The organism is Gorillibacterium massiliense (genome assembly GCF_000455485.1).
Taxonomy (GTDB): domain Bacteria; phylum Bacillota; class Bacilli; order Paenibacillales; family NBRC-103111; genus Gorillibacterium; species Gorillibacterium massiliense.
Map to the genome: position 1 here is coordinate 33,720 of NZ_CBQR020000153.1, position 22,697 is coordinate 56,416.

19 protein-coding genes are annotated in these 22,697 nt (G+C 51.8%); 15 read left to right on the top strand and 4 right to left on the bottom strand.

All coding sequences use genetic code 11. The features are described 5' to 3' along the window. Positions 1-37: 37 nt before the first annotated feature. Positions 38-1,684 carry a response regulator gene (locus tag TJ79_RS21865; protein WP_040952483.1) on the bottom strand — a complete coding sequence of 549 codons (1,647 nt, stop codon included), beginning with the start codon at positions 1,682-1,684 and terminating at the stop codon, positions 38-40. Positions 1,685-1,739: 55 nt separating this feature from the next. Then, positions 1,740-3,494, bottom strand: a complete 1,755-nt coding sequence (locus tag TJ79_RS21870) for a cache domain-containing sensor histidine kinase (protein ID WP_040952484.1) — start codon at positions 3,492-3,494, stop codon at positions 1,740-1,742. A gap of 270 nt (positions 3,495-3,764) precedes the next feature. Here TJ79_RS21870 and TJ79_RS21875 point away from each other — a divergent pair, with 270 nt between their 5' ends. The 8 genes from TJ79_RS21875 (at position 3,765) to TJ79_RS21910 (ending at position 12,687) form a co-directional block, all read left to right on the top strand. Next, on the top strand, positions 3,765-4,622 hold the full coding sequence (locus TJ79_RS21875) for an ABC transporter permease (protein WP_052339871.1): 858 nt from the start codon (positions 3,765-3,767) through the stop codon (positions 4,620-4,622). A 13-nt stretch (positions 4,623-4,635) separates the two neighbouring features. Continuing rightward, positions 4,636-5,514, top strand: a complete 879-nt coding sequence (locus TJ79_RS21880; protein WP_040952485.1) for a carbohydrate ABC transporter permease — start codon at positions 4,636-4,638, stop codon at positions 5,512-5,514. A 132-nt stretch (positions 5,515-5,646) separates the two neighbouring features. Beyond that, complete coding sequence (locus TJ79_RS21885) at positions 5,647-7,407, top strand: extracellular solute-binding protein (protein WP_040952486.1); 1,761 nt, start codon at positions 5,647-5,649, stop codon at positions 7,405-7,407. A 96-nt stretch (positions 7,408-7,503) separates the two neighbouring features. After that, on the top strand, positions 7,504-8,841 hold the full coding sequence (locus TJ79_RS21890) for a glycoside hydrolase family 30 protein (RefSeq protein WP_040952487.1): 1,338 nt from the start codon (positions 7,504-7,506) through the stop codon (positions 8,839-8,841). A 58-nt stretch (positions 8,842-8,899) separates the two neighbouring features. Continuing rightward, positions 8,900-11,644 carry a GH36-type glycosyl hydrolase domain-containing protein gene (locus tag TJ79_RS21895; RefSeq protein WP_040952488.1) on the top strand — a complete coding sequence of 915 codons (2,745 nt, stop codon included), beginning with the start codon at positions 8,900-8,902 and terminating at the stop codon, positions 11,642-11,644. Positions 11,645-11,808: 164 nt separating this feature from the next. Continuing rightward, the gene (locus tag TJ79_RS21900; RefSeq protein ID WP_474995158.1) at positions 11,809-11,994 is read left to right on the top strand and encodes a helix-turn-helix transcriptional regulator; all 186 of its coding nucleotides are present in this window, start codon (positions 11,809-11,811) and stop codon (positions 11,992-11,994) included. Next, complete coding sequence (locus TJ79_RS21905; protein ID WP_040952490.1) at positions 11,995-12,444, top strand: hypothetical protein; 450 nt, start codon at positions 11,995-11,997, stop codon at positions 12,442-12,444. Positions 12,445-12,456: 12 nt separating this feature from the next. Continuing rightward, complete coding sequence (locus TJ79_RS21910) at positions 12,457-12,687, top strand: hypothetical protein (RefSeq protein ID WP_040952491.1); 231 nt, start codon at positions 12,457-12,459, stop codon at positions 12,685-12,687. 107 nt (positions 12,688-12,794) lie between these two features. Here TJ79_RS21910 and TJ79_RS21915 read toward each other — a convergent pair whose 3' ends face one another. Then, positions 12,795-13,700, bottom strand: coding sequence for a hypothetical protein (locus TJ79_RS21915; protein ID WP_052339859.1), 906 nt, complete (start codon positions 13,698-13,700; stop codon positions 12,795-12,797). A 217-nt stretch (positions 13,701-13,917) separates the two neighbouring features. On the opposite strand from TJ79_RS21915, the gene TJ79_RS26245 reads away from it, so the two are divergent. Together TJ79_RS26245 and TJ79_RS21930 are read left to right on the top strand one after the other, a co-directional pair. Beyond that, a complete protein-coding gene (locus TJ79_RS26245; protein WP_155987991.1) occupies positions 13,918-15,579 on the top strand; it encodes a transglutaminase domain-containing protein in 1,662 nt (553 codons plus the stop codon). Positions 15,580-15,899: 320 nt separating this feature from the next. Next, a complete protein-coding gene (locus TJ79_RS21930; RefSeq protein WP_040952492.1) occupies positions 15,900-16,130 on the top strand; it encodes a DUF2759 family protein in 231 nt (76 codons plus the stop codon). A gap of 199 nt (positions 16,131-16,329) precedes the next feature. Here TJ79_RS21930 and TJ79_RS21935 read toward each other — a convergent pair whose 3' ends face one another. Next, positions 16,330-17,298, bottom strand: a complete 969-nt coding sequence (locus TJ79_RS21935) for a sugar phosphate isomerase/epimerase family protein (protein WP_040952493.1) — start codon at positions 17,296-17,298, stop codon at positions 16,330-16,332. Between the two features lie 377 nt (positions 17,299-17,675). Here TJ79_RS21935 and TJ79_RS21940 point away from each other — a divergent pair, with 377 nt between their 5' ends. The 5 genes from TJ79_RS21940 to ptsP all read left to right on the top strand — a co-directional run bounded on the left by TJ79_RS21940 (position 17,676) and on the right by ptsP (position 22,696). Continuing rightward, the gene (locus TJ79_RS21940; RefSeq protein WP_040952494.1) at positions 17,676-18,545 is read left to right on the top strand and encodes a BglG family transcription antiterminator; all 870 of its coding nucleotides are present in this window, start codon (positions 17,676-17,678) and stop codon (positions 18,543-18,545) included. A 21-nt stretch (positions 18,546-18,566) separates the two neighbouring features. Next, positions 18,567-19,061 (top strand): PTS sugar transporter subunit IIA, encoded by a 495-nt coding sequence (locus tag TJ79_RS21945; protein WP_040952495.1) that lies wholly within the window; start codon positions 18,567-18,569, stop codon positions 19,059-19,061. Positions 19,062-19,118: 57 nt separating this feature from the next. Further along, positions 19,119-20,597: an N-acetylglucosamine-specific PTS transporter subunit IIBC gene (gene nagE / locus TJ79_RS21950; RefSeq protein ID WP_052339861.1), complete on the top strand. Its 1,479-nt coding sequence runs from the start codon at positions 19,119-19,121 to the stop codon at positions 20,595-20,597. A gap of 78 nt (positions 20,598-20,675) precedes the next feature. After that, positions 20,676-20,954, top strand: a complete 279-nt coding sequence (locus TJ79_RS21955; RefSeq protein ID WP_040952496.1) for an HPr family phosphocarrier protein — start codon at positions 20,676-20,678, stop codon at positions 20,952-20,954. Between the two features lie 5 nt (positions 20,955-20,959). After that, a complete protein-coding gene (ptsP, locus tag TJ79_RS21960; RefSeq protein ID WP_040952497.1) occupies positions 20,960-22,696 on the top strand; it encodes a phosphoenolpyruvate--protein phosphotransferase in 1,737 nt (578 codons plus the stop codon). Position 22,697 lies beyond the last annotated feature (1 nt).

Sequence of the window (22,697 nt, forward strand, 5' to 3'; positions counted from 1 at the left end):
ATGGCGAAGTAATCGAACCTTTTCAGAGAACCACAATTTACAGCGAATCCCGGTACTCTTGAGGCGTCAAGTTGAAGTTCTCTTTAAACAGCTTGATGAAATAACTGGTTTTCATATAGCCGAGTTTCTCGGCGATTTCATAGATTTTATCGCTGGTTTCTTTCAGTAGGTAGGCTGCCCGTTCCATTTTCATGCGGAAAAGATAATCGCTGATCCCTTCACCGGTTTCCACTTTGTAGACCTTGGACAGGTACGAGGGATTCAGGTGAACGTGGCTGGCGATATTTTGCAGAGAGGCTTGACTCAAATTGGCGGATACGAATTCATGCACCTGCTTGATCACGACGTTGCGGGTATCCTTGACTTGGCTTTCCGTGTCCTGCCGCAACTGATCCAATAGCCGGAACGACCACTCTTTCAACTGTTGGGCGCTCTTAAAGCCGTTGTCGTACAGATGGCGTTCGTTTTCGCTATCCATAAAGCCGGACATCCACTTACCGCTCTTGTGAATGATATAGGACATGGCGCCGGCAATGACAAAGTAGGTTTCCAAAATATGCTCCTGGGTTTCAAACGCTTCCGCGCGCAGCTCATCGAATATGGTGTCGAGCTTTTCTTTGGCTGCGTTCCATTGACCGGCCTCTAGCAAGTGCAGCAGCGTTGGCGGCGCGTACAAAGCGGACAGGGACTTGGCGCTGCCCGGATGGATATCGTCGGATACCGTCATCAGCAGTTCCTCTTCTCCACCTATGCGCAAACGGAAAGTCGATAAGGAAGAATCGTAAAGCTCGTCCAACTTTTCGGGGAAAATCGCCGCCGGCGACAGCAGTGCCGAAATGGTCCCGCGCAAATAATTTTTCACGTTGTGCTGAAGCTGCGTCGTTAAGTGCTCCATCGTCTTTCTTTGGTTTTGCAAGCTCTCCAAGTCCGCTAGACGGGTGTCACCGGATTCATCGGAACTGATCTTTGGCGTGAGCAGAAGCACCAGGTAATCGTGGGAATCTTTGCAATACCAGAGATGATAGCTTTCGGAAAAAATCTCTTCGGCAATATTGCAGATGGCATATTCATAGAGCGATACGGACTTGCTGTCGAAGTGCGAAAAGGTCTCGTCCAACCGGATCAACAGCATGCAGTAAGGGGAGCCGATGGTAAAAGGGAGGTGGAACATCTCCAGCTTTTCTTCCAGCATATTGCTGGTCAAGCTGCGGCTGCGCAGCAGCTCCAGAAGCAAGTGTTCCCGTAAAGTGGGCATATTCGTGCGCAGGGAAAATTGCAGCCGCTGCAAGGAGCGAAATTCTTCGCCTTCCCGTTTCAGCTCGGCGATGGCTTTTTTGACGGATGCAATGATCTCATCGTCCTCAGCCGGCTTGAGCAGATAATCGACGGCGTTTTGTTTAAGAGCTACTTTGGCGTATTCGAAATCGGCATAGCCCGACAGCAAAATGCACTTGATGTTGCGGTTGCGTTTGTGCAGCTCGCCGAGGAGTTCCAGGCCGGACATGCCAGGCATACGGATATCGGTAATGAGAATGTCGATGGCGTTCGCTTCGATAATTTCCAGCGCGTCATAAGCGGTGTAAGCTTTGTGGACGACGCTGATTTCGTGCTGCGCCCAAGGGATCATGCTGGCTAAATCGTCCGCCAGAAACATTTGGTCATCGACAATCAAAAGCTGGTACATGGTGATCTTCCTTCCTGTGTCTCTTGCACCTATTCTATCATTTTCCGCAAGTCGCTTACTCAGATTTGGCAGCTGTCCATTCCCATTCCATCACAACCTTTAAGCCTTCGGGTTGATGGGATTCAAAACGCAGCCTGGCGGTAGGACCAAAATGCAGCTGTAGCCGTTGCTGGATGTTCCATAAAGCGCAGCCTTCCTCCTCGGAGGGAGGCTTGGAGATTGCCGTTACCAGCTTGCTCAGCTCCTCCGGGGTCATGCCCACGCCGTTATCGGAAACGATCAGGCGGCAGAAGCGGTTGTCCTGCTCGGCAGAGATTTGCACCCAGCCGTCCTCCAGTTTGTGATCGAGGCCGTGAACGATGGCGTTTTCCACCAAGGGCTGTAAAAGCAGCCGGGGAATGGTCATATCTTGGATTTCCTCGGGAATCTCCACTGCATAATCGAAGCGCTGCAAGTGCAGCTTTTGGATTTCCAGATAACTGACGATCAACTGAAGCTCCTCGCGGATGGTGGTCGTCTGTTTTTCTACCCGTGTCGAATAGCGGTAATACTTGCTCAAATGCATCGCCAGATCCATGACGGATTCCTTTTCGCCGAGTCGGGTAAGGCTGCGGATCATCGCGAAGCTGTTGTATAGAAAATGGGGGTTGATCTGGGACTGCAGCTGCTTCAAGTTGGCTTCCCGGGAGCGCAGTTGCTCGGCGTACACCTTATCGATCAACTCTTCGATTTCCGCCGACATTTCGTTAAAGCGATGGAACAGGAAGGAGAACTCATTGTTACCCCGCACTCGGATCCGGTTAGAATAGTTGCCTTTGCGCAGCATTTGGACGCTGCGGATCAGTTCGCGAATCGGCACGTGGACATTCATGTACAGCATGAAAGCTGCTACGACACCGAGAGTGAACAGTACAGCCAACGATCCGTAAAACAGGGTATTGCTTTTGCTGATCGGTTGCAGCACTTCGCTCAGCGGTTCCGCTTCGATAACCTGCCAGCCTAGGGTGGCGATGGGGGCGCTGTTGACGAGGAACCTTTTTCCGTCGACCTTCAAGGTTAGGTTCTCGGAATCCGACAACCCTTTGGTTCCTCCCGCCTGGATCAGGCTGCCGATGACGTCACCATCGGAGGAATCGCCGCTAATCACTTCACCGTTGGGCCCGTAGAAAAACAGTTCTCCTTTGCCCCCCGCTTTATATTTTTCCAGCATCTTTCCCAGTTCTGAAGCCGGGAAAGCAATTTCGACGATAATGCCGGAGTTGGCATCGGCGGACGCCTGTTTCAACACGATGTGCTTGATGAACGTCATTTTGTCACGGGTATACTGATTTCCTTGAACAAAATCGGAGCGCATATACGTCCAACGATTGGGTGACAGTTCTTTTGCCAGCATGTCCGCATCATAATGCATATTGTTCGTGGAAGAGATCACTTCCTGGCTTTCAGGAAAATAAACGCTAATGCGGGTATCGAGACCGGAGGATGGCGTCAGCAGGCGGATGCGTTCAAAAAGGGAGAGCTTTTCATTCTGGATTTCGTAGGTCGTATAGAGACTGAGAAAACTGGGGTCGCCGAGCTTTCTTACGTTGCTGTCTTCGCTTAACAGCATGCCGAGGGTGGATAACAGTTCCACCTTGGAGTTGGCTTCATTGGCGAAATAGGTGAGATCCTTCTTTTTTAACAGCTGGATTTCGTCGTGAATGACCCCAACGCTGATCTGGTTGGAGGCGCTGTACAAATACAGGATGGGAATGAGCAGCAGGGTGATTAGGAGCACGATTTTGGTGAAAATACTCATTTTTATTTTCATGGCTTCCATCCTTCAATGGATAATAAAGTGGCATCATTCTAAAGAATTTGGGGCTATCTGCTAACCAAGCGTCATTCTATAATTTTAATACAAAGTATACGATAAACGATCTTATCGCCTTTGGGAATACGGATTTTAGAGAGAAAGGATTAGGACCAAATGGAGATTAAAGAAACAATCCCGAGCTACTCACCGGTAGCCGGCGGAAGCGCAACGTTGGCCCGACCAAGGAAATTCAAGGCCTTGCGGAAAAGCTGGCCGCTCCACGTCATGCTGCTGCCAACAGTACTTATACTAATTATTTTCGCTTATGTACCGATGGGTGGCCTCATCATGGCCTTCGAAAATTACAAGCCAATCACGGGAATGTTACATTCGAAATGGGTTGGACTGGAACACTTTCGGTTCATGTTCACCTATCCGGACAGCAAGCAGGTCATTATCAATACCCTTGTGATCGCCTGCATGAAGTTCGTGAGCAACCTAATCGTTCCCTTCGTCATTGCGCTGCTGCTTAACGAAGTGCGCAACCGGAAATTTAAGCGTTCCGTACAGACGCTGATTTACATGCCTTATTTTATTTCTTGGGTTATTCTTGGTGCTATTCTAACCGACATGCTCAGCAGCGACGGCCTGGTCAATAAAATGCTGATGGATTGGTTCCACATGTCGCCGGTGCTTTTCATGGGCAATGGAACCATCTACCGCTTCACGTTGGTGTTTAGCGATACGTGGCAGACCTTCGGTTATAATACGATTATTTATTTGGCCGCGCTGGCTGGGGTTAATCCGAACTTGTACGAGGCTGCGGAAGTGGACGGCGCAACCCGTTGGAAACAAACGCTGCATATCACCATTCCTTCGATCATGCCGACGGCGATCGTCGTTGCCACATTGGCGCTTGGCGGTATTTTGAATGCAGGCTTTGATCAGATCTTCAACACCTATAACCCGTTGGTTTACGCCAAGGGCGATATCATCGACACCTTCGTTTACCGCATGGGGATTCTTGGCGGACAGTTCAGCTTCGGGACGGCCATGGGCCTGTTCAAGTCCTTCGTCGGCATGCTCCTAATCATCACATCCTATTGGATGGCCAAAAAATTCGCGAAATACAGCATCTTTTAAAGGGGGATAGAGAATGTACCACAAAACACCAGCGTACCGTACGTTTACCGTATTCAACTACCTTATTTTGGGCTTGGCCGGACTTCTCTGCCTGTTGCCCCTTGTTCACATATTAGCCGTCAGTTTCAGCGCCAAGGCGCCGGCCGACAACCATCTGGTCGGTATGATCCCGGTAGACTTTAACTGGACTTCCTATCAAAAAACGATCAATAATCCAAACTTTGTTCACGCGTTAGGGATTTCGGTTTTCAGGACAATCCTCGGCGTATCGATTACAATGTTTGAGATTACCTTAGCGGCCTATGCGCTTTCCAAAAGCAAGCTGGAGTTCCGCAGCCGGAATATTTATTTGTGGTTTATCGTTTTCACGATGCTGTTCAGTGGGGGATTGATCCCCTCTTACCTCTTGATTCGTAAGCTGCATCTGGTGAACACCATCTGGGCGCTTGTGCTTCCGCAATCCGTAGCCGTCTTCAGCCTGATCCTGCTGATGAACTTCTTCCGTGCTACGCCGAAGGAGCTGGAGGAATCGGCGATGATTGAAGGGGCGGGATATTTCCGCACATTGGTTCGGGTTGTGCTGCCGATCTCGCTGCCATCGCTTGCAACTATGACTCTGTTATCCATTGTCGGGAACTGGAACGAATGGTTCAGTGGCTTGATTTACATCAACGATTATCGTAACTATCCGATGGCTACTTTCTTGCAGACGATTATCGTCCAGCAGGATTTCAGTAAAATTAATCCAAATGCGACGGAGATGGCGTTAATATCTACCCGGACGGTAAAATCTGCGCAAATCTTCATTGCTATGCTTCCTGTCCTGATGGTTTATCCATTCCTGCAGCGGTACTTTGTGACAGGTCTCGTGCTTGGAGCCGTCAAAGAGTAGTGGATGAATTTGATCATTTAGATAACAAATTGGCATACAAGTAAAAATTAGGGCATTCCAAGCCCGATATGTCGGATTTATAGTGTAGTTGTGATAACGATTTCAAAAAAATGAATTGGGGGAATACGGTACATGAAGAAGCTTCGCAAATCTGTGGCTGCGTCACTAGCACTCGTTCTCAGCATGAGCGCGCTTGCAGCTTGCTCGAAGGACAAGAAAGATGACGCGTCCTCAACACCTGCACCTGCATCGACAACGAAAAGTTCCACAGCTCCGACCAATGCATCGGGCGGTGCGGATGAAACCGGGTTCAAAGACGGTAAATATGATCCGCCTATCACGATTTCCAGTGTAAAGGGTGTGAACATTAACGCCCGCTACAAAAAAGGCGAAACCATTGAAGACAACATCGAATCCAGAACCATTTCCAAAGAACTGGGCTTGGACGTCAAGTACGACTGGACCGTAACGGACACTAATGACGCCTATAAGACCAAGCTTCGTCTGATGCTCTCTTCCGGCGACAAAATGCCTGATGTGGTTGCATGGCGCGGTGATGACGACACGACCAACATGTTGATCGACTCCGGTCAGTTCATGTCCGTAAACGAACTGTTCGATAAATATGCCGGCGACAAGTACAAAGCAGCCGTAAACGTCGATTCGGACATGTGGATGAAAGTAACGAGAGACGGCAAGAAGATGGCGCTGCCGATTACCGACTACGCCTACAATGACGATATGGTGCTCTGGCTTCGTGAAGACTGGATGCAAAAGCTGAATCTGCAAGCTCCGAAAACACTGGCCGATTTCGAAAACATTATGGATGCTTTCGTGAACAAAGATCCGGACGGTGATGGCAAGAAAGATACGTACGGTCTGGCTCTCGGCTTCAAAACCACCTTCAACAACTGGATGACCGACGCCGCATGGCTATTCGGCGAATTCGGAACCATGCCGGAACAGTGGAACAAGCTGGCTGACGGCACCCTGGAATATGGCTCCATCGACCCAGGCGCCAAGCAAGCCGTATCGAAGCTGAAAGATTGGATGGATAAAGGCTACATCTCAAAAGACGCCGGCCTGAAAGATGAAATCGGTGGCATGGAGCTCTTCACCAAAGGTCAAGCTGGTGCCGTCGTTGGCCGCAACTGGCTGCCTGACTGGCCGCTTGGAGACCTGACCGCCCTGAACCCGAACGCCAAGTACAAAGCTTATCCGATTCCTGTTGGTCCTGACGGCAAGATCGGTACCGGCAGCGGCGCACCGCCTGTAAACGGCTTCCTCTTTGTGAACAAAAACGCCAAGCACCCGGAAGCGATTATTCGTTACTACAACTGGCTGTTTGATAACATTTCCGACCCGCAAGTTGGCAGCAAATACGAAAACGGCTTCGCCGAAGGCTACGACTGGGCAAAACTGCCGGATGGAACCATCACCAAGGATCCGAAAGCCCATCCGGAACTGTTCCCGAATAACGTGGACGAATTCTTGACCGATCCGGCTACTTACAGTTTGACTTACGACGGCGCCCGTATTCCAACGCAATATGCAGATGCTTTGACCAAATTGGCTAACGGCGGCACACCGGAAACGCCTTACGAAAAAATGGCCGCTGGTATCCGTAAGAAAGAAAATATCGACGCCATGAAGATCGTCATGGACCAAAAAGATATTCGAATGAAGAACTACTTTATGGGACCGTTGACAGATACGATGACCAGCAAGAATGAGCTGTTGAAGAAAATGGTTCTTGAAACCTATAACAAGGTCATCTACGGTCAAGCTTCCATTGACGAGTTCGACAAGATGGTAGAAAACTGGAAGAAGTCCGGCGGCGACACTATTACCAAGGAAGTCAACGACTGGTACAAATCCGTTCAAACTAAATAATGTAAAGTTTCATGCAGGAAGAGAAAACTGTGAAGAGATACCCTCTCTTCACAGTTTTGTTGTAGATCGAAAAGTCCGAAATCGGAGGAGAGAACCATGAAAGAGACAATTCGCGTGATTCAAACGGTAAAGGACAATGGAGATCGCTTTACTGAAAAAGCCAATTTGCAGTGGAAGAGCGGGGCATCGGATCAACCGGTGAAGCTGGAGTTGAACGGTGAAATCCGCTTCCAACGCATCATGGGCTTTGGTGGCGCTTTTACTGAAGCGGCTGCCACGACTTTGGCCAAGATCAGCCCAGAATTGCGTGCGGAAGTCATCCGCAACTATTATCACCCGACCGAAGGATTAGGGTATACGCTGGGAAGAACCCATATTCACAGCTGTGACTTTGCTTTGGGTAACTATACTTATGTAGCAGAGAATGACGAGAAGCTGGAAACCTTCGATATTTCTCATGAAAAAGAATACGTCATCCCGATGATCAAGGATGCCATGCGGGAAGCGGGCCAGCCTTTGACGGTGCTGTCTTCGCCCTGGAGCCCCCCGGCTTGGATGAAAACGAACGGCGAGATGAACAATGGCGGTAAACTGAAGCCGGAATTTCGTGCCGCATGGGCGCGCTATTTTGCTAAATACATTAGAGCGATGGCAGCGGAAGGAATCGACGTCTGGGGCGTAACGGTGCAAAATGAACCGGAAGCGACGCAAACCTGGGATTCCTGCCGGTATTCGGCTGAGGAAGAACGGGATTTTGTCCGGGACTATCTCGGCCCGATTCTAGCGGAAGAAGGATACGGCGACAAGGCCATTGTTATCGTCGATCACAATCGGGACTTGCTGCCGGATCGGCCGGAACGAATTTTGTCCGATCCTGAAGCCGCTCGTTACATATGGGGAACCGGCATTCACTGGTACGTGTCCGAGGAATTTGAAAATTTATCCAAAGTGCATGACGCATTCCCTAATAAACATTTGCTGTTTACGGAAGGCTGTATTGAAGGAGGAGTGCAACCGGGGTCTTGGGCTACGGGAGAACGGTATGGCCGCAACATTATTGGTGATCTGAACAACTGGCTGGAAGGCTGGTTGGACTGGAACCTGGCCCTAAATGAATTTGGCGGACCGAATCATGTCGGCAACTATTGCGATGCGCCTGTGATTGCCGATACGGTGACCGGCGAAGTTCGGTACAACAGTTCCTTCTATTATATCGGCCATTTCAGCAAGTACATCCGCCCAGGCGCCGAGCGCATCCGCTGCAAGCAGAACTCGCCGCTGCTGCAATCCACTGCCTTCATCAATGAAGACGGAACGATTGCCGTCGTTGTGATGAATGTTCAGGATGCGCCGGTAAAATTCGCATTGACTCACGGCGGTCTGGCCAGCGAGACGGAAGTCCCGGCTCACTCCATTACGACGTACTTGTTTTAATCCGGTATATCTGGCATCGAGCAAAACCGCATAACTTGAATAGAGAGGAAGTAGAACCTTGGATAAGGAGAAGATCAGCAAGAAGTGGGAATTCAAAGGAGATGGGCGATTCACCCTGTCGCAGCCGGATCGTTCCCGGTATTTGTATTTTCCACTCGTCAATGAGAGCGGCATGATGTCGACGATTACGCCGGTTTTGCATGGACATATTACGACGGGGCAAAACCATTTCTGGATGGAGCCGGTTTCGGCGGAAACGCTCCACAATCACCGGGGTGCCCGGAACTTCTGGTGCCTGCTGAACGGCAAGGACGTATGGTCCGCAACCGGCAATTCGCCAGAGCAATCGGTGGACCGGTTGAAGCCGGAGTCTGTGGAAAAGGTTAGTTTGGAAGCAGGCTTTCTCTGGCATAAAGTAACCCGCGAGAATAAGAGCCTTGGCATCCGCTCGGAAATCGTCAACTTCGTTCCCTCCGGCGGCGAACAAGCCGAGCTGATGAAGGTGACGCTCACCAACATCGGGGAATCTGATCTTGCGATTACGCCTACTGCGGCAATTCCTTTCTATGCCCGTTCGGCAACGGACATCCGCGATCATCGTCACGTCACGTCGCTGCTGCACCGGATCTATACGTCCGGCAGCGGCATGGAAGTGTTCCCCACCTTGTCTTTCGACGAACGGGGTCACAAGCTGAACGATACGAGCTATGCCCTAGTAAGCCGTGATGAGGAAGGCAATCCGCCGGTGGGATTCTTCCCGATCGTCGAAGATTTCATCGGCGATGGCGGTTCCCTCGACTGGCCGGAAGCTGTCGTGTTGAACCGCGAGCCTCATGCGGTCGGGGAAACCTACACCGAGGGTTATGAAGCGGTGGGTGCACTCCGGTACGCAGAGACGTCGTTGAAACCGGGCGAGTCCCGCTCCTACTATCTGGCCATGATCATCGGAGAGGACCGTACTAACTTGGAAGCGGCGGCGGCTAGCTACTGCTCGGAGCATGAATTTCAGGCGCTTCTCGCGCGAACGGAAAAGTTTTGGCAGGAGAAGCTGTCCCGCTTTCAGGTTCATACCGCTGACGAAAAGTTCAATCAATGGATGCTGTGGGTGACGATTCAGCCTTATCTGCGGCGCTATTACGGAAATTCCTTCTTACCGCACCACGACTACGGAAAAGGCGGCCGCGGCTGGCGCGATTTGTGGCAGGATTGTTTGGCGCTCCTGATGATGGAGCCCAATGAAGTGCGGGGGCTATTGGTGGACAACTTTGCCGGCGTCCGCTCCGACGGCTCCAATGCCACTATCATCGGATCGAAGCCAGGCGAGTTTATTGCCGACCGCAACGGCATCTCCCGGGTTTGGATGGATCACGGCGTTTGGCCGTTCCTCACCACCCGGCTTTATATTGAACAAAGTGGAGACTTCGCCTTTCTGCTGGAGGATCAAGCCTATTTTAAGGATGCTCAGTTGAAGCGGGCAAAGGCGCTGGACAGCGAATGGAAGCCAGCCGCCGGCACGCTGCTGAAAGATCAAGCGGGCGAGACCTACCAGGGAACGTTGCTGGAGCATCTGCTGCTGCAGCATCTCGTTCCATTCTTCCACGTCGGCGAGCATAATAATATTTTGCTGGAAGGCGCTGACTGGAACGACGGCATGGACATGGCGACGATAAAAGGCGAGAGCGTCACGTTCACTGCCCAATACGGCGGTAACATGCGGGATATCGCCGCGCTTCTCGAACAGTGGTCGGGCAAAGGTGGGCCAGCTCAAGTGGCGCTCATGGAAGAGATGTTGATGCTTCTGGATACGGTAGGATCGGCGGCTGCAGCGGTTTCTTATGATTCCGTTTCCGCGAAAAGGGAGCTTTTGGATAAGTATTTCAACGCGACGGGAAGCCGGGTTTCCGGCCGGAAAGTTCAAGTGAACGTAGCCGATCTGATCGCCGATCTGCGTGCAAAAGCGGACTGGACCGCCGCACACTTGCGGAAGCAGGAATGGATCGAAAACGCCGCCGGACACCGCTGGTTCAACGGCTATTATGATAATGACGGAGCCGCCGTGGAAGGCGACAACCCTCTGGGCGTGCGGATGACCCTGACCGGTCAAGTCTTCCCGATCATGTCTGGCACGGCGACGGATGAGCAGGTGTCAGATATCGTACAGGCTGTCGATGCCTATCTGCTGGACCCGAAAATCGGCTACCGGCTCAACTCCAATTTCCACGGCATTCAGCTTAACCTGGGCCGCTGCTTTGGTTTTGCCTTTGGGCATAAGGAGAACGGCGCCATGTTCAGCCACATGACGGTAATGTACGCCAACGCCCTCTATCAAAGAGGATTCACGGCCAAAGGCCACGACGTGCTGCAATCCATTTACAACCTCGCGTCAGACTACGCAACGAGCGGCATATATCCCGGCGTTCCGGAGTATATCAACGAAAAGGGCCAAGGGATGTATCACTATCTCACTGGCTCCGCCAGTTGGTATTTGCTTACGGTGCTTACGGAGACGTTCGGCGTTAAGGGCTATGGTGGTGACTTGGCACTTGAGCCGAAGCTTACGGCGGAGCAGTTTAATGCGGAAGGACGGGCTGCCGTGACCACCCGTTTTGCCGACCGCACCCTTTATGTTGAACTGGTCAATAAGGAGCGGAAGGACGCCGGAGAATACGAAGTCCGGAGCGTCAAGCTGAACGGCCAGGATGCGGCTTACGCCACAATCGACGGCGCTGCCGTGCTGAGCCGGGATTTGCTGCTGGATCTTGCAGACGAGGGTACTCACCGGATTGAAGTAACATTGGCATAAGCGGAATAGAAAAACCTGCGGATCTCCCGTATAACCAGGGGGCCGCAGGTTTTTTTGACGTATAGATGCAAAGTGAGCTTGACAAAATATGCAAAGCTTGCTTTACTAATTATGCAAAGTAAACTGTTCATACAGGTGATGATGTGAAAACAAGGATACCAGAGTTGCGAAAGCAGCGTAAACTCTCTCAGGAGGAGCTGGCACTGGCCGTTGGGGTTACACGACAGACCATCACATCCATTGAGGTGGGGAAGTACACAGCGTCGCTTGTACTGGCTTACAAAATAGCAAAGTATTTTGGCAAAACCATCGAAGACGTTTTTGATTTCTCGGATGTGGAGGAAATGTAGATGGAACAATTTAAGAAAAAGCTGTTAAGTCGACAGATTTTACTTACGAGCGGACTGCTCTGTTCGTGCAGCGCAATCATGTTCAGTCGCTATTTTGTAAAAGAGCCATCTTCTTCCGAACATTTGCAAGGATTTATTGAAGGTTTTCAGGTAGGAATTGCTTTGGGTCTTCTTGGTTTTTTGATTTTCTTTTTGGTCAGAAATGTTATGGCAATGAGTAATCCGGAACGGCTTAAAAAACTGTACATTTCCGAAACGGACGAACGTAAACGGTTCATCATGCAAAAATCGGGTTCTGTCGGAATGAATATCGTTATGTACGGTCTAGCTGTCAGAACTGCTGTCTCAGGGAATATCAACGACATCGTTTTTTTCACGCTGTTAGGTGCTTGCCTTTTTGTCGCGTTGATTCGAGGGTTTTTGAAGTTTTACTATCGCACCAAATTTTAGGGGGGAATCATGATGAGTAAAATCAAACCAAATCTGCCGTTGGTTATCGGATTGTTTCTCTTTTCCGTTTCGCAAATCGTCAGAATGTATGGACATATACCGGATACTCTACACAAAGCTTTGATGCTAACTGCACTTGTTTTTGAACTATGGGGATTAATCATGTTTGCCCGGTCGCCGGAGATAAAAAACAGTAAACTAAGGCAGTGGAAGCTGCGACTAATCGGTAAAGGGCAAAAATAGTAACCTAATACACGAGGCCACCATCAAAAATGGTGGCCTCGTTGTTGCATGTCATCAAGGGTGCGCGCCGCGTAACGGACATAGGGTGAGTAATAGTTGAACCGAGGTTAGTGGGGATCGCTGAAGAAGGTGTATTCCCGCGACCACTTCATCGTTTCGCCGGGCTCCAGTCGGATGCGAACGAATTGCTCAGGACTGATCACATGAGGCATCCCCCACAAAGCGAAGCGGAATAGCGGGGCGTGCAGCGTTTCCTGCATACCGGCGCCGGTTGCTTCATGTTCCAACCGCCAGCAGGAGCCAGCAGGGGAAAGGACTTCGTCGCCGTCCTCTGGAGCATCCAGCCGGGTGTAAAAAACCTTCTCGACGGGACGCGGCCATTCGACTCCTTGTTCATCGGCGTGAATGCTATCCGGCCACGGTGTGATTGCGTCAGGATCAAAAGGCACGGTCAATCGGTAGCCAGGACCGATCGCCCGCTTGTCCATCGAAACAAAATTATGGTTGTATTCGATGGTGTCGATGGAGTTCGTTCCCACGTTAGTCAGCTCATAATCGATACGCAGTTCCGTTCCGGCGAGGGTCAAGGTTTTGATCAACACTGCTTCATAGCCCCGGCAGGGAAGGGGCGTTTGGGTGAATCGGACGGATGTTTCCGTTTGCTCTACTTCAAGGGGAAAAGGCTGAACCGCGTAGGGCTGGAAGAAGTCGTAGGGTTCATCGTTCGGGCGAGTCAGAAGGCCGACGCCCAGCTTTGGAAACGTTCCTCCAACGGGGCAGTCGTCATACCCGATAGGATATTCGATACCGAACTCGTTACACAGACCGAAGCCGTGGTTATAGGAGATCTCTTTTAATTCGGTGGAGCCGAACGTATGCGCACCGTCCAATTCAACTTGCTCCACCCAGCCGGTCCAGTCAAACCGGGAGCCGACATACCCTTCGCCTGGGGGCACGATGGCTACTTTTAGCCTGTCATTTTGCAGAATGATCCGCTGTTTATTCATGAGCATGGATTGCCTCCTTCATGTTCGTGAGTCCATATATACAGTTTAAATCAGGCCCCCGATCCTCCTCAATACGGGTTGGCGAATACGCCAACAAAAGGGTATAAACCGAAAAAAGATGGCGAATTTTCCTGTCTCTGCGTAACTTTTCGAACCCTTTGTCGTCATATGTTAAAGATTTCAAAATGAAAGGGGTACGTTTGTGTTTCCTTTCCTAAGAAAAATGGCAGCCACGTTGGCGTTATCTGCAGTGCTCGTCGGAGCAAGTCCATTTCTTCCGGCAGGCCACGCAGCGGCGGCATTTAAAGATGTACCCGAGAAGCATTGGGCCAGCGGCTCCATTCAGTGGGCAACGGAGCATGGCATCGTCAGCGGCTATCCGAACGGCGTGTTCAAACCGGAGGCTCCGGTACAGCAGGCGGAATTTCTGGCCATGCTCGTCCATATGTACAAGTCCGATCTGTCAACCGGCGGCGCAAAAACGTGGGAGCAGCCTTTTTACGATTATGCCGCATTAATGAGTTGGGCTCCCGAAGGCAAGCGGTTTGACGCTTTAAAGCGGGGGCAAGCGGCGCAGCTCTTGACCCAGGCGGCGGGCTATGCGCTCTCCGAAAATGAAGCGATCCAGTACATGCTGGACAAGCAATTAGTAAAAGGAAAAACGGCGGCCACACTCGAGGGCTTTGACGCCAAAGGAGCCTTGACCCGGGCGGAAGCCGTCCAAATGCTGCGCAATTTCAGCCAAATCTATACGGAAGCGAAGCCGGCAAAAGCAGCCGTGTACATGGATTACAAGCAGAGTGGAAGTAATACGGTTCATGCCCCGGGCGACTCCTTTGTTCTGCTTACGACCCATTATATTGGCAAAGGCGCGACGATCGGTTGCGTGAGTCAATCTTTAAACGAAGCCAATGCCATCCAATTGCAGCAATTGAACGAAGAGCAAACAGTGACTCTTACCAACGGGTTCTCCGATGGAAGCATTTCCTTGAGCGTTGACACTAATGGGGAGTCGGAGGCGCTAAGCTTTTTCTATTTCAAAAGCAGCGGAGTTTCTCCGACGTCAATCAAAACTCCCCGTTTCGAGTTGCCGCACTTAACCTCGGATGATAGCCGTCTACCTATCATTTGCAGTGAGGTTGCGGGTTACCCGCATCCCTTCGCTGCGGTTGTTCATAAAAGCGACGGTGAGACCGACAATTACCGCGATTTTTGTGAAAAAGACAGCGGCACAGTATATTTACGCCATGGAGCAGGTGCTTACGAGATTTACCTCTATTACTTGAACGACGCGGATCAATTCTTGTCCGACGGGTCTTTTCTCGTAACGAATAACGATACAACCGATCTGGATTACGTATTGCCGGAATCCGATATTGAAAGCGACAATCCGGAGATCATCCGGTTGGCTGCCGAGATCACAATCGGCATTGCCGATGATTACAGCAAGACGAAGGCGATCCATGATTGGGTCGCCCGGAACATCGGCTATGATATCGAGCACGGCTCCCCCGATACTTTGCAGTACGCGGACAATTCCGCCAAAGACGTTCTAAAGAACCGGATCGCCATCTGTACGGGGTATGCCAATCTGACTGTCGCGCTCAACCGGGCTGCAGGCATTCAGGCCCGTTTTGTGGCCGGGATTGCCGGAGCCGCGGAAATCCGTGAAGCGTTATCGAAATCGCCCGATAATCTGTGGTCAGCCGCCAATCACGCCTGGACTGAAGCCCTCGTTGACGGTAGGTGGATCATTCAGGACCCGACATGGGATGCGGGTGGTGTGACGGAAGCAGATCCGGACACCTTCATCTTCCGTTACAGTTCGAAATACTTCGACCCGACGGAGCAAACCTTTGCCCAGGATCACTTGAAAGTCAAATAGACGTGGGTTCCACAAGATGAAGTAGACGCCCTTCCTCTCCGGTTCCGGAGAAGAAAGGGCGTTTTGTATGTTGTTGTTCGATTAATCTCTATTCCGGTAGGAAAGTCGGCGAATGGCTGAGAAATGTCGAAATGTGCAGATTACTTTTTTTGTTAAGATGGGTTTGTCAAATACATAAGTAGCTTAAATTATAATATATAGTGACAAAATTGTTACAAATATAAGAATGCGCTTGCACTTCCCAGGATGTGCCTTTATCTTTATAAGTAGTGTGTTTAGGCGTCCGGTTTGGAGTTTCTCACACAGAGGAGGATTCCCTGATGTTTTTTCTCGCTGACGATAAGGCTGCAACGGCTACGGATGCAGTCACCCGGTTTGATCCCTTCGACCTGTTCATGATCGCCTTTACCGTCATTCTTGTTTGGGGCGTCTTTCGTTCCCTTAAAACACGCCCGCAAAACAAATTCGCCATCGGCTTCGGCGTTTTGGCGCTGCTTGTTTTTCTCGCTCTCGATATGGTTATGGTCATGCATTGGATCAACCCTGCTTGAATATGAAATAACAGACCGCCGAATTGGCGGTCTTTTTTTGGGTTGAGTCCACCCTAGAGCAGGTTCGAGATTTTCGATTTCTAAATAGGGATCGATTCTTACTTTTTATGAAAAAGTATACTTTAACGAAAAAAAGCCAAACCCGCTCTTCCGAGCAGATTTGGCTTTCATTAATTATATTCGTTACCTGATTAATCTGTTACACCCACCACATTTGACCCAGAGGCTCGCGGATCAGCACTTGCTGCAGGTTGGCGACGGCTTTGGAGAAGCCTTCGTCTACGGACATCAATCCGTCTTCGTGTTCGATGCTGACGACATAGTCGTAGCCGACGAGACGCAGGGCACTCATTAGGTCGGCCCATACCTTCATGTCGTGGCCATATCCGACGGAGCGGAATTGCCAAGCCCGGTCCAGCATCAGTGTATAGGATTGCATATCCGTCACGCCGTGGCGGTTGACGTTGGCTTGATCGAAGGAAGCGTCCTTGGCATGGAAGTGGTGGATTGCTCCGGCTCGGCCGAGAATATGTACCGCCTGCACCGGATCAATGCCTTGCCACCACATATGGCTCGGGTCCAGGTTGGCGCCGATGACTTCACCGGCTGCTTCGCGAAGGCGCAGCAGCGTGCCTGGGGTATGCACGGAGAAGCCGCCGTGCAGTTCGAGGCCGATTTTGATGCCGTGGTCTGTGGCGTATTTGCCGGTTTCGGTCCAGTAAGGGATGACCTTGTTGTCCCACTGCCAAGTCAGGATTTCTTGGTAGTCGTTGGGCCAAGGAGCTACCGGCCAGTTGGGGTACTTGGCGTCTTCGTGATCGCCGGGGCAGCCGGAGAAAGTGTTGATCACCGGAACCTCCAGCTTTTGCGCCAGGTCAATGGTTTTCTTGATGAGTTCCTGGGCCTCTTTGGCGATGGCCTTTTGTGGGTGCAGCGGGTTGGCGTGGCAGCTCAAGGCGCTGATGATCAGGCCACGGGATTCGATGGCGGCTTTATATTCCTTCAGCTTTCCGTTGTCGGCCAACAGTCCGTCCGTATCGCAGTGAGCGTTGCCGGGATAGCCGCCGGTACCGATTTCAATGGCTTCCAGTCCTTTTGACGCGATATAGTCCAATGCTTCTTCGAAGGGCTTGTCTTGCACAAGGGGGTTGAATACGCCCAGTTTCATGGAAACACCTCCACGAGTATTTGAATGCCAGAATCGATTATACCATTATTTTTGCCTAAAAAGGTATTGACGACCCATAATGAAAGCGTTATTATAGCGGTGTTGGAAAAAGTTTGGCTGCCCGCTCGGCAGCTTCATATGAACTTTTCGGCGTGTTACTGATGAGTCAGGCATGAGCCGCGAAGACTAACCGATTGAATCCTATCGGCAAGGTCTTTGCGGCTTTTTTACGATTTCAGAAGGTTTGAACTTCGAAGTGGCAGCTTCCTGAAATCGCAAGAAAAACGTCCTCTAAACGCGGTCTGTCTACTTTGAATGTACGTCGATAAACGTTTTTCTTATTTGACTGGGGTCCTTCCAAGGAAAGGGGAGAAGCCATGGATATCGGAGGGCAATGGAGGATCGACCGAGTAATCGGCAACAACGTTCTGCTGGTGACCAGCCCCGTGACCGGCAAGGAATCGATTTTGTTGGGAAAAGGCTTGGGCTACCAAATGAAGCCTGGCGGTTGGATCGCGCCGACGGATCCGCTCATCGAAAAGCGGTTTCGCATGGATGATCGGGAACAGATGCGCCAATACGAGATGCTGGAAACCATCGATCCTGAAGTCATCAAAATCACGGAAGCGATCATCGCTATCATGGCGGCGGAAATCAGCGGCAATTTGAACGAAAACGTCCATACCGCATTAGCCAGCCACATCCAGTTTGCCGTTTATCGTCTGCGCAATGGAATGGAGATATTGAACCCGTTCTTGATGGAGACCAAGACGTTATTTCCCCAGGAGTACGAGGTGGCCCGCAGCGCAGCGGAGCTCATCTCCCATACGTTCCAGCTCAAGGTGCCGGAGGATGAGATCGGTTTTCTGACTTATCATGTCTATTCAGCGGCTCAGCACATCCCGGTGGGGCAACTGGTCAAAATCTCCGGCTTGATCACTGAAATGGTGGAACTGGTAGAGCGGGTGAAGCGCATTTCCATTCCCCGTGACAGCATCGATTATGTCCGGTTGATTACCCATCTGCGTTTTGCCATCGACCGGATCAAGCGGAGCGCCACAGAGAAGAACCCTTTTGTCAAAAGCCTGAAGAGCAAATACCGCGAAGAGTACACCATCGCCCGGCAAATGGCGAAGCTAGCGGAGGAGCATCTGAAAATCGACGTTCCCGAGGATGAAATCGGATATATCGTCATGCACTTATACCGATTGTTTCAGCATTACCCGTCCCAGACGGTACAAGAGTGAAGAAAGAAGGAGGAGGTCTACATGGCCAACTGGTTTAGCAAGAAAACGAAAAGCAAGACGGTGGAAATCGCCGCGCCTTTAAGCGGAGTTTCCGTTCCTTTGACGGAGGTGCCGGACGAGGCTTTCGCCGGGAAACACATGGGGGACGGCGTAGCCATTCAACCCTCGGAGGGTGTGCTGTCGGCGCCTTTTGACGGCATTGTCGCCCATCTGATCGATACCCATCACGCGGTGATTGTCGAGCACGCTACGGGTTTGCAGCTTCTGCTCCATATCGGGATCAACACTGTCGGACTGCGGGGCAAAGGTTTCCACGCCCTGGTGAAAACGGGGGACAAAATCAAAGCCGGCCAGCCGCTCATCGAGTTTGATCAAGCGGTGCTTATGGAAGCCGGGTATCCAACCATCACACCTGTCGTTATCGCTAATCAGGAGATCGTCGAAAAAATCGAATGCCGGTTCGAACCGGTCAAACGGGGCGAGGAACGCCTCATCACGGCGGCTTTACAAGCTTAACATAGATAGGGTGGCTGCTTGGGAGCATCATTTTATCAATCATGGGAGGTTGTGTGGATGTTAGCTTTTCTGCAAAAAATCGGCAAGTCCTTAATGCTTCCGGTTGCGGCCATGCCGGCCGCGGCGCTTCTGCTTCGTTTCGGCAACATCGACTACGTGAAGGATTTTCATCTGGGGCATACGGTAGGAGATTTTCTTAATCAGTACATCGCACCGTTTCTCGCGGCCGGCGGGTCGGCTATTTTCGACAACCTGCCAATGATCTTTGCCGTCGGCGTAGCCATTGGCTTAGCGGGAGATGCTGTAGCAGCGCTGACAGCCGTTATCGCGTACTATGTTTGGACTAACGTCTTTGCGAAGGTGCCGGTAGCCTTTGCCGATCTTGTGGGCAAGGACGTCAAACTGGATGCCGGCGTGCTCGGCGGTATCATCGTCGGCGGCGTCTCCGCCTTCTTCTACAAAAAGTATCACAATATCAAGCTTCCCGACTGGTTGGGTTTTTTCTCAGGGAAACGCTTTGTACCCATCATCACCTCATTCTCCATGGTTATTCTTTCCCTTGTATTAGGTCTCGTTTGGGCGCCGGTACAGCATGCCATCGACCAATTCGGTAACTGGATCGTGGATCTTGGCGCTACCGGGGCCGCCATCTTCGGCGTCGGCAACCGTCTCCTGCTGCCCTTCGGTTTGCACCATATCTTGAACACCATCGCTTGGTTCCAGATCGGCAGCTTTACCGATGCCGCTGGCAACGTCGTTCACGGCGACCTGACCCGCTTCTTCGCTGGCGACAAGACGGCAGGGATGTTCATGACCGGGTTCTTCCCGATTATGATGTTCGCTTTGCCGGGTCTTGCCCTTGCCATTATCCATACTGCCAAGCCGGAAAAACGCAAATATATCGCATCCGTCTTCTTCGGCACCGCCCTTGCTTCCTTCTTGACGGGGATTACCGAGCCCCTCGAATTCTCCTTCATGTTCCTGGCACCCGCTCTGTATGTCGTGCACGCCGTTCTTACCGGCGTCTCCGGCGCGATTATGTATGCCCTGCACGTAAAGCTTGGATTCGGCTTCTCTGCCGGTCTGATCGACTATTTGGTCAACTATCAGATTTCGACAAAGCCACTCTTGCTGATTCCCGTCGGCCTTGCCTATGCAGTTGTTTATTACGTTATCTTCCGTTTCCTCATCGTCAAGATGAACCTGAAAACGCCGGGACGCGAAGACGACGTGGAGGAAACGACCGTTTCAAGTTCTTCCAAGCTGCTGCGGGATAAAGCCAGTGATGTCATCGTCGCACTTGGCGGCGCTGCGAATCTGATAACCGTAGATGCCTGCATCACCCGTCTCCGTCTCACGCTAAAGAACGATAAAGAAGTTAACGAAGCCGCGCTCAGGCGCTTGGGGTCTTCCGGCATCATCCGTCTCGGTCAAGGCGCCGTCCAGGTCATTTTCGGTACCCAATCGGAAATGCTGAGCGACTCCATTAAAGAAGTTTTGAAGTCCGGAAATGCATCCGGCAACGTAACAGCCTAAGAGGCAAATCGGACAATGATAGCGAATAAAAGAGAGATAATGAGCACGGCCCATTTTCACAACAGGAGTGGTGACATCATGCAACAAAAAGACTTTATCATTCAAAATCCCAACGGTATCCACACCCGTCCCGCTCGGAAAATCGTAACGGCGTCAAGTGCGTATCCATGTGAGGTTTTTCTGGAGAAAAGCGGGAAACGGTTCTCCGCCAAACGGCTTCTCTCCGTTCTGTCTGTTAACGGCAAGCAAGGAGATGCGATTACGGTTGTTACGGAAGGCGAACAGGAGCAAGAAGCGCTAAACGAGATCGGCACCATCCTGGAATTAGTATGGGATGAAGCCCCGGCAGGGGAGTGAGCGGCATGGAACTGAGGGGAATCGCGGCATCTTCCGGTTATGCAATCGGCAAAGCCCGGCTTCTGGCGGAGTCGGCGACTGCGGCAGTGGAGCCCCGGCTGATTGAGCCGGATGAAATTGACGGAGAGCTGGCCCGTTTTGAAGCGGCAGCTCAAGCGGCGTCTGCCGAACTGAACGAATTGGTCCGTATGACGAAGATGAAGATGGGAGAGTACGAAGCGGAAATCTTCGAAACCCATCTGATGCTGCTGGAGGACGAGGAATTTTTCGGCGGCACCTTGGATAAAATTCGCGCGGAACACAAAAACGCCGAGTGGGCGCTGCAGGAGACGGCGAATGAAATCGCCGCCACCATCGAAAGCATGGATAACGAGTATTTGCGAGAACGGGGAGCGGATATCCGTGATGTCAGCCGCCGGGTGCTGAACAAATTGACGGGAACATCCCGTCAATGGGGAGAAGAGGAGGACGGTCCCGTCGTCCTTCTCGCCTCTGAGCTGACGCCGTCGGATACGGCTACGCTGGACGGCGAGGTCATCGCCGGATTCGCGACGGCAACCGGCGGGAGGACGTCCCACTCCGCCATCATGGCCCGGTCGCTGGAAATTCCGGCGGTGGTCGGCCTCGGCAGCGCGCTGGATGCCGTGAATGATGGTCAAACCGTCATCCTCGACGGCGTGGCGGGCATTCTATACGTCGACCCGGATGCGGAAACCGTAGCCCGTTACAGGGAGCGGATGGAAGCGAGCGCCCGGCAAAAAGGCGACCTGCAAGCATTCTTGCAGGAGCCTTCTGTCACCCGTGACGGCCATCGTGTGGAGTTGGCGGCGAACATCGGCAATCCCAAAGACGCTGCCGGTGCCAGGGAAAAAGGCGCCGAGGGAGTCGGCCTGTTCCGTACTGAGTTTCTTTACATGGATCGGGATACGATGCCGACGGAGGAGGAGCAGTTCGCCGCCTACAAGATGGCCGCTGAGGAATTTGCCGGCCGGCCGGTGGTGATCCGCACCCTCGACATCGGCGGAGACAAGAAGCTGCCGTATTTGCCCCTTCCCGCGGAAGAGAACCCGTTTCTCGGCCGCCGGGCCATCCGGCTTTGCTTGGATCCGGAGGGAAGGCCACTGTTTAAAACCCAACTGCGCGCCATCCTGCGCGCCAGCGCCTATGGAAACGTGAAGATCATGTTTCCCATGATTGCCACGGTGAGTGAGTGGCGGCAGGCTACCGCCGTGCTGGAAGAAGTCAAGGAAGAGCTGACGGCCCAGTCGATCCCCTTCAATGGAGAGCTGGAAACGGGCATCATGATCGAAATTCCGGCGGCTGCCCTGATGGCCGATCAACTGGCGAAGGAAGTGGATTTTTTCAGCATCGGCACCAATGACCTAGTGCAGTACACCATGGCGGCGGACCGGATGAACGAAACTCTCGCCTATCTGAACGACCCGTTGTACCCGGCCGTGCTGCGGCTCATTCATCAGGTGATCCGGGCAGCGAAAAAGGAAGGGATATGGGCGGGCATGTGCGGCGAGATGGCCGCGAGTCCACATGCCATACCTGTACTGCTGGGCATGGGTCTCCACGAATTCAGCATGTCGGCATCCTCTGTCCTGCCGGCTCGGGAACTCATCTCCCGGCTCGACATGGCGGAGATGAAGAAGCTGGCCAAGGAAGTGCTGGAGCTGGACGATCCGGCGGCGATCAAGAAACATATCGAAGCGCGAGTGTCTATTTTGCAGCAGTAGC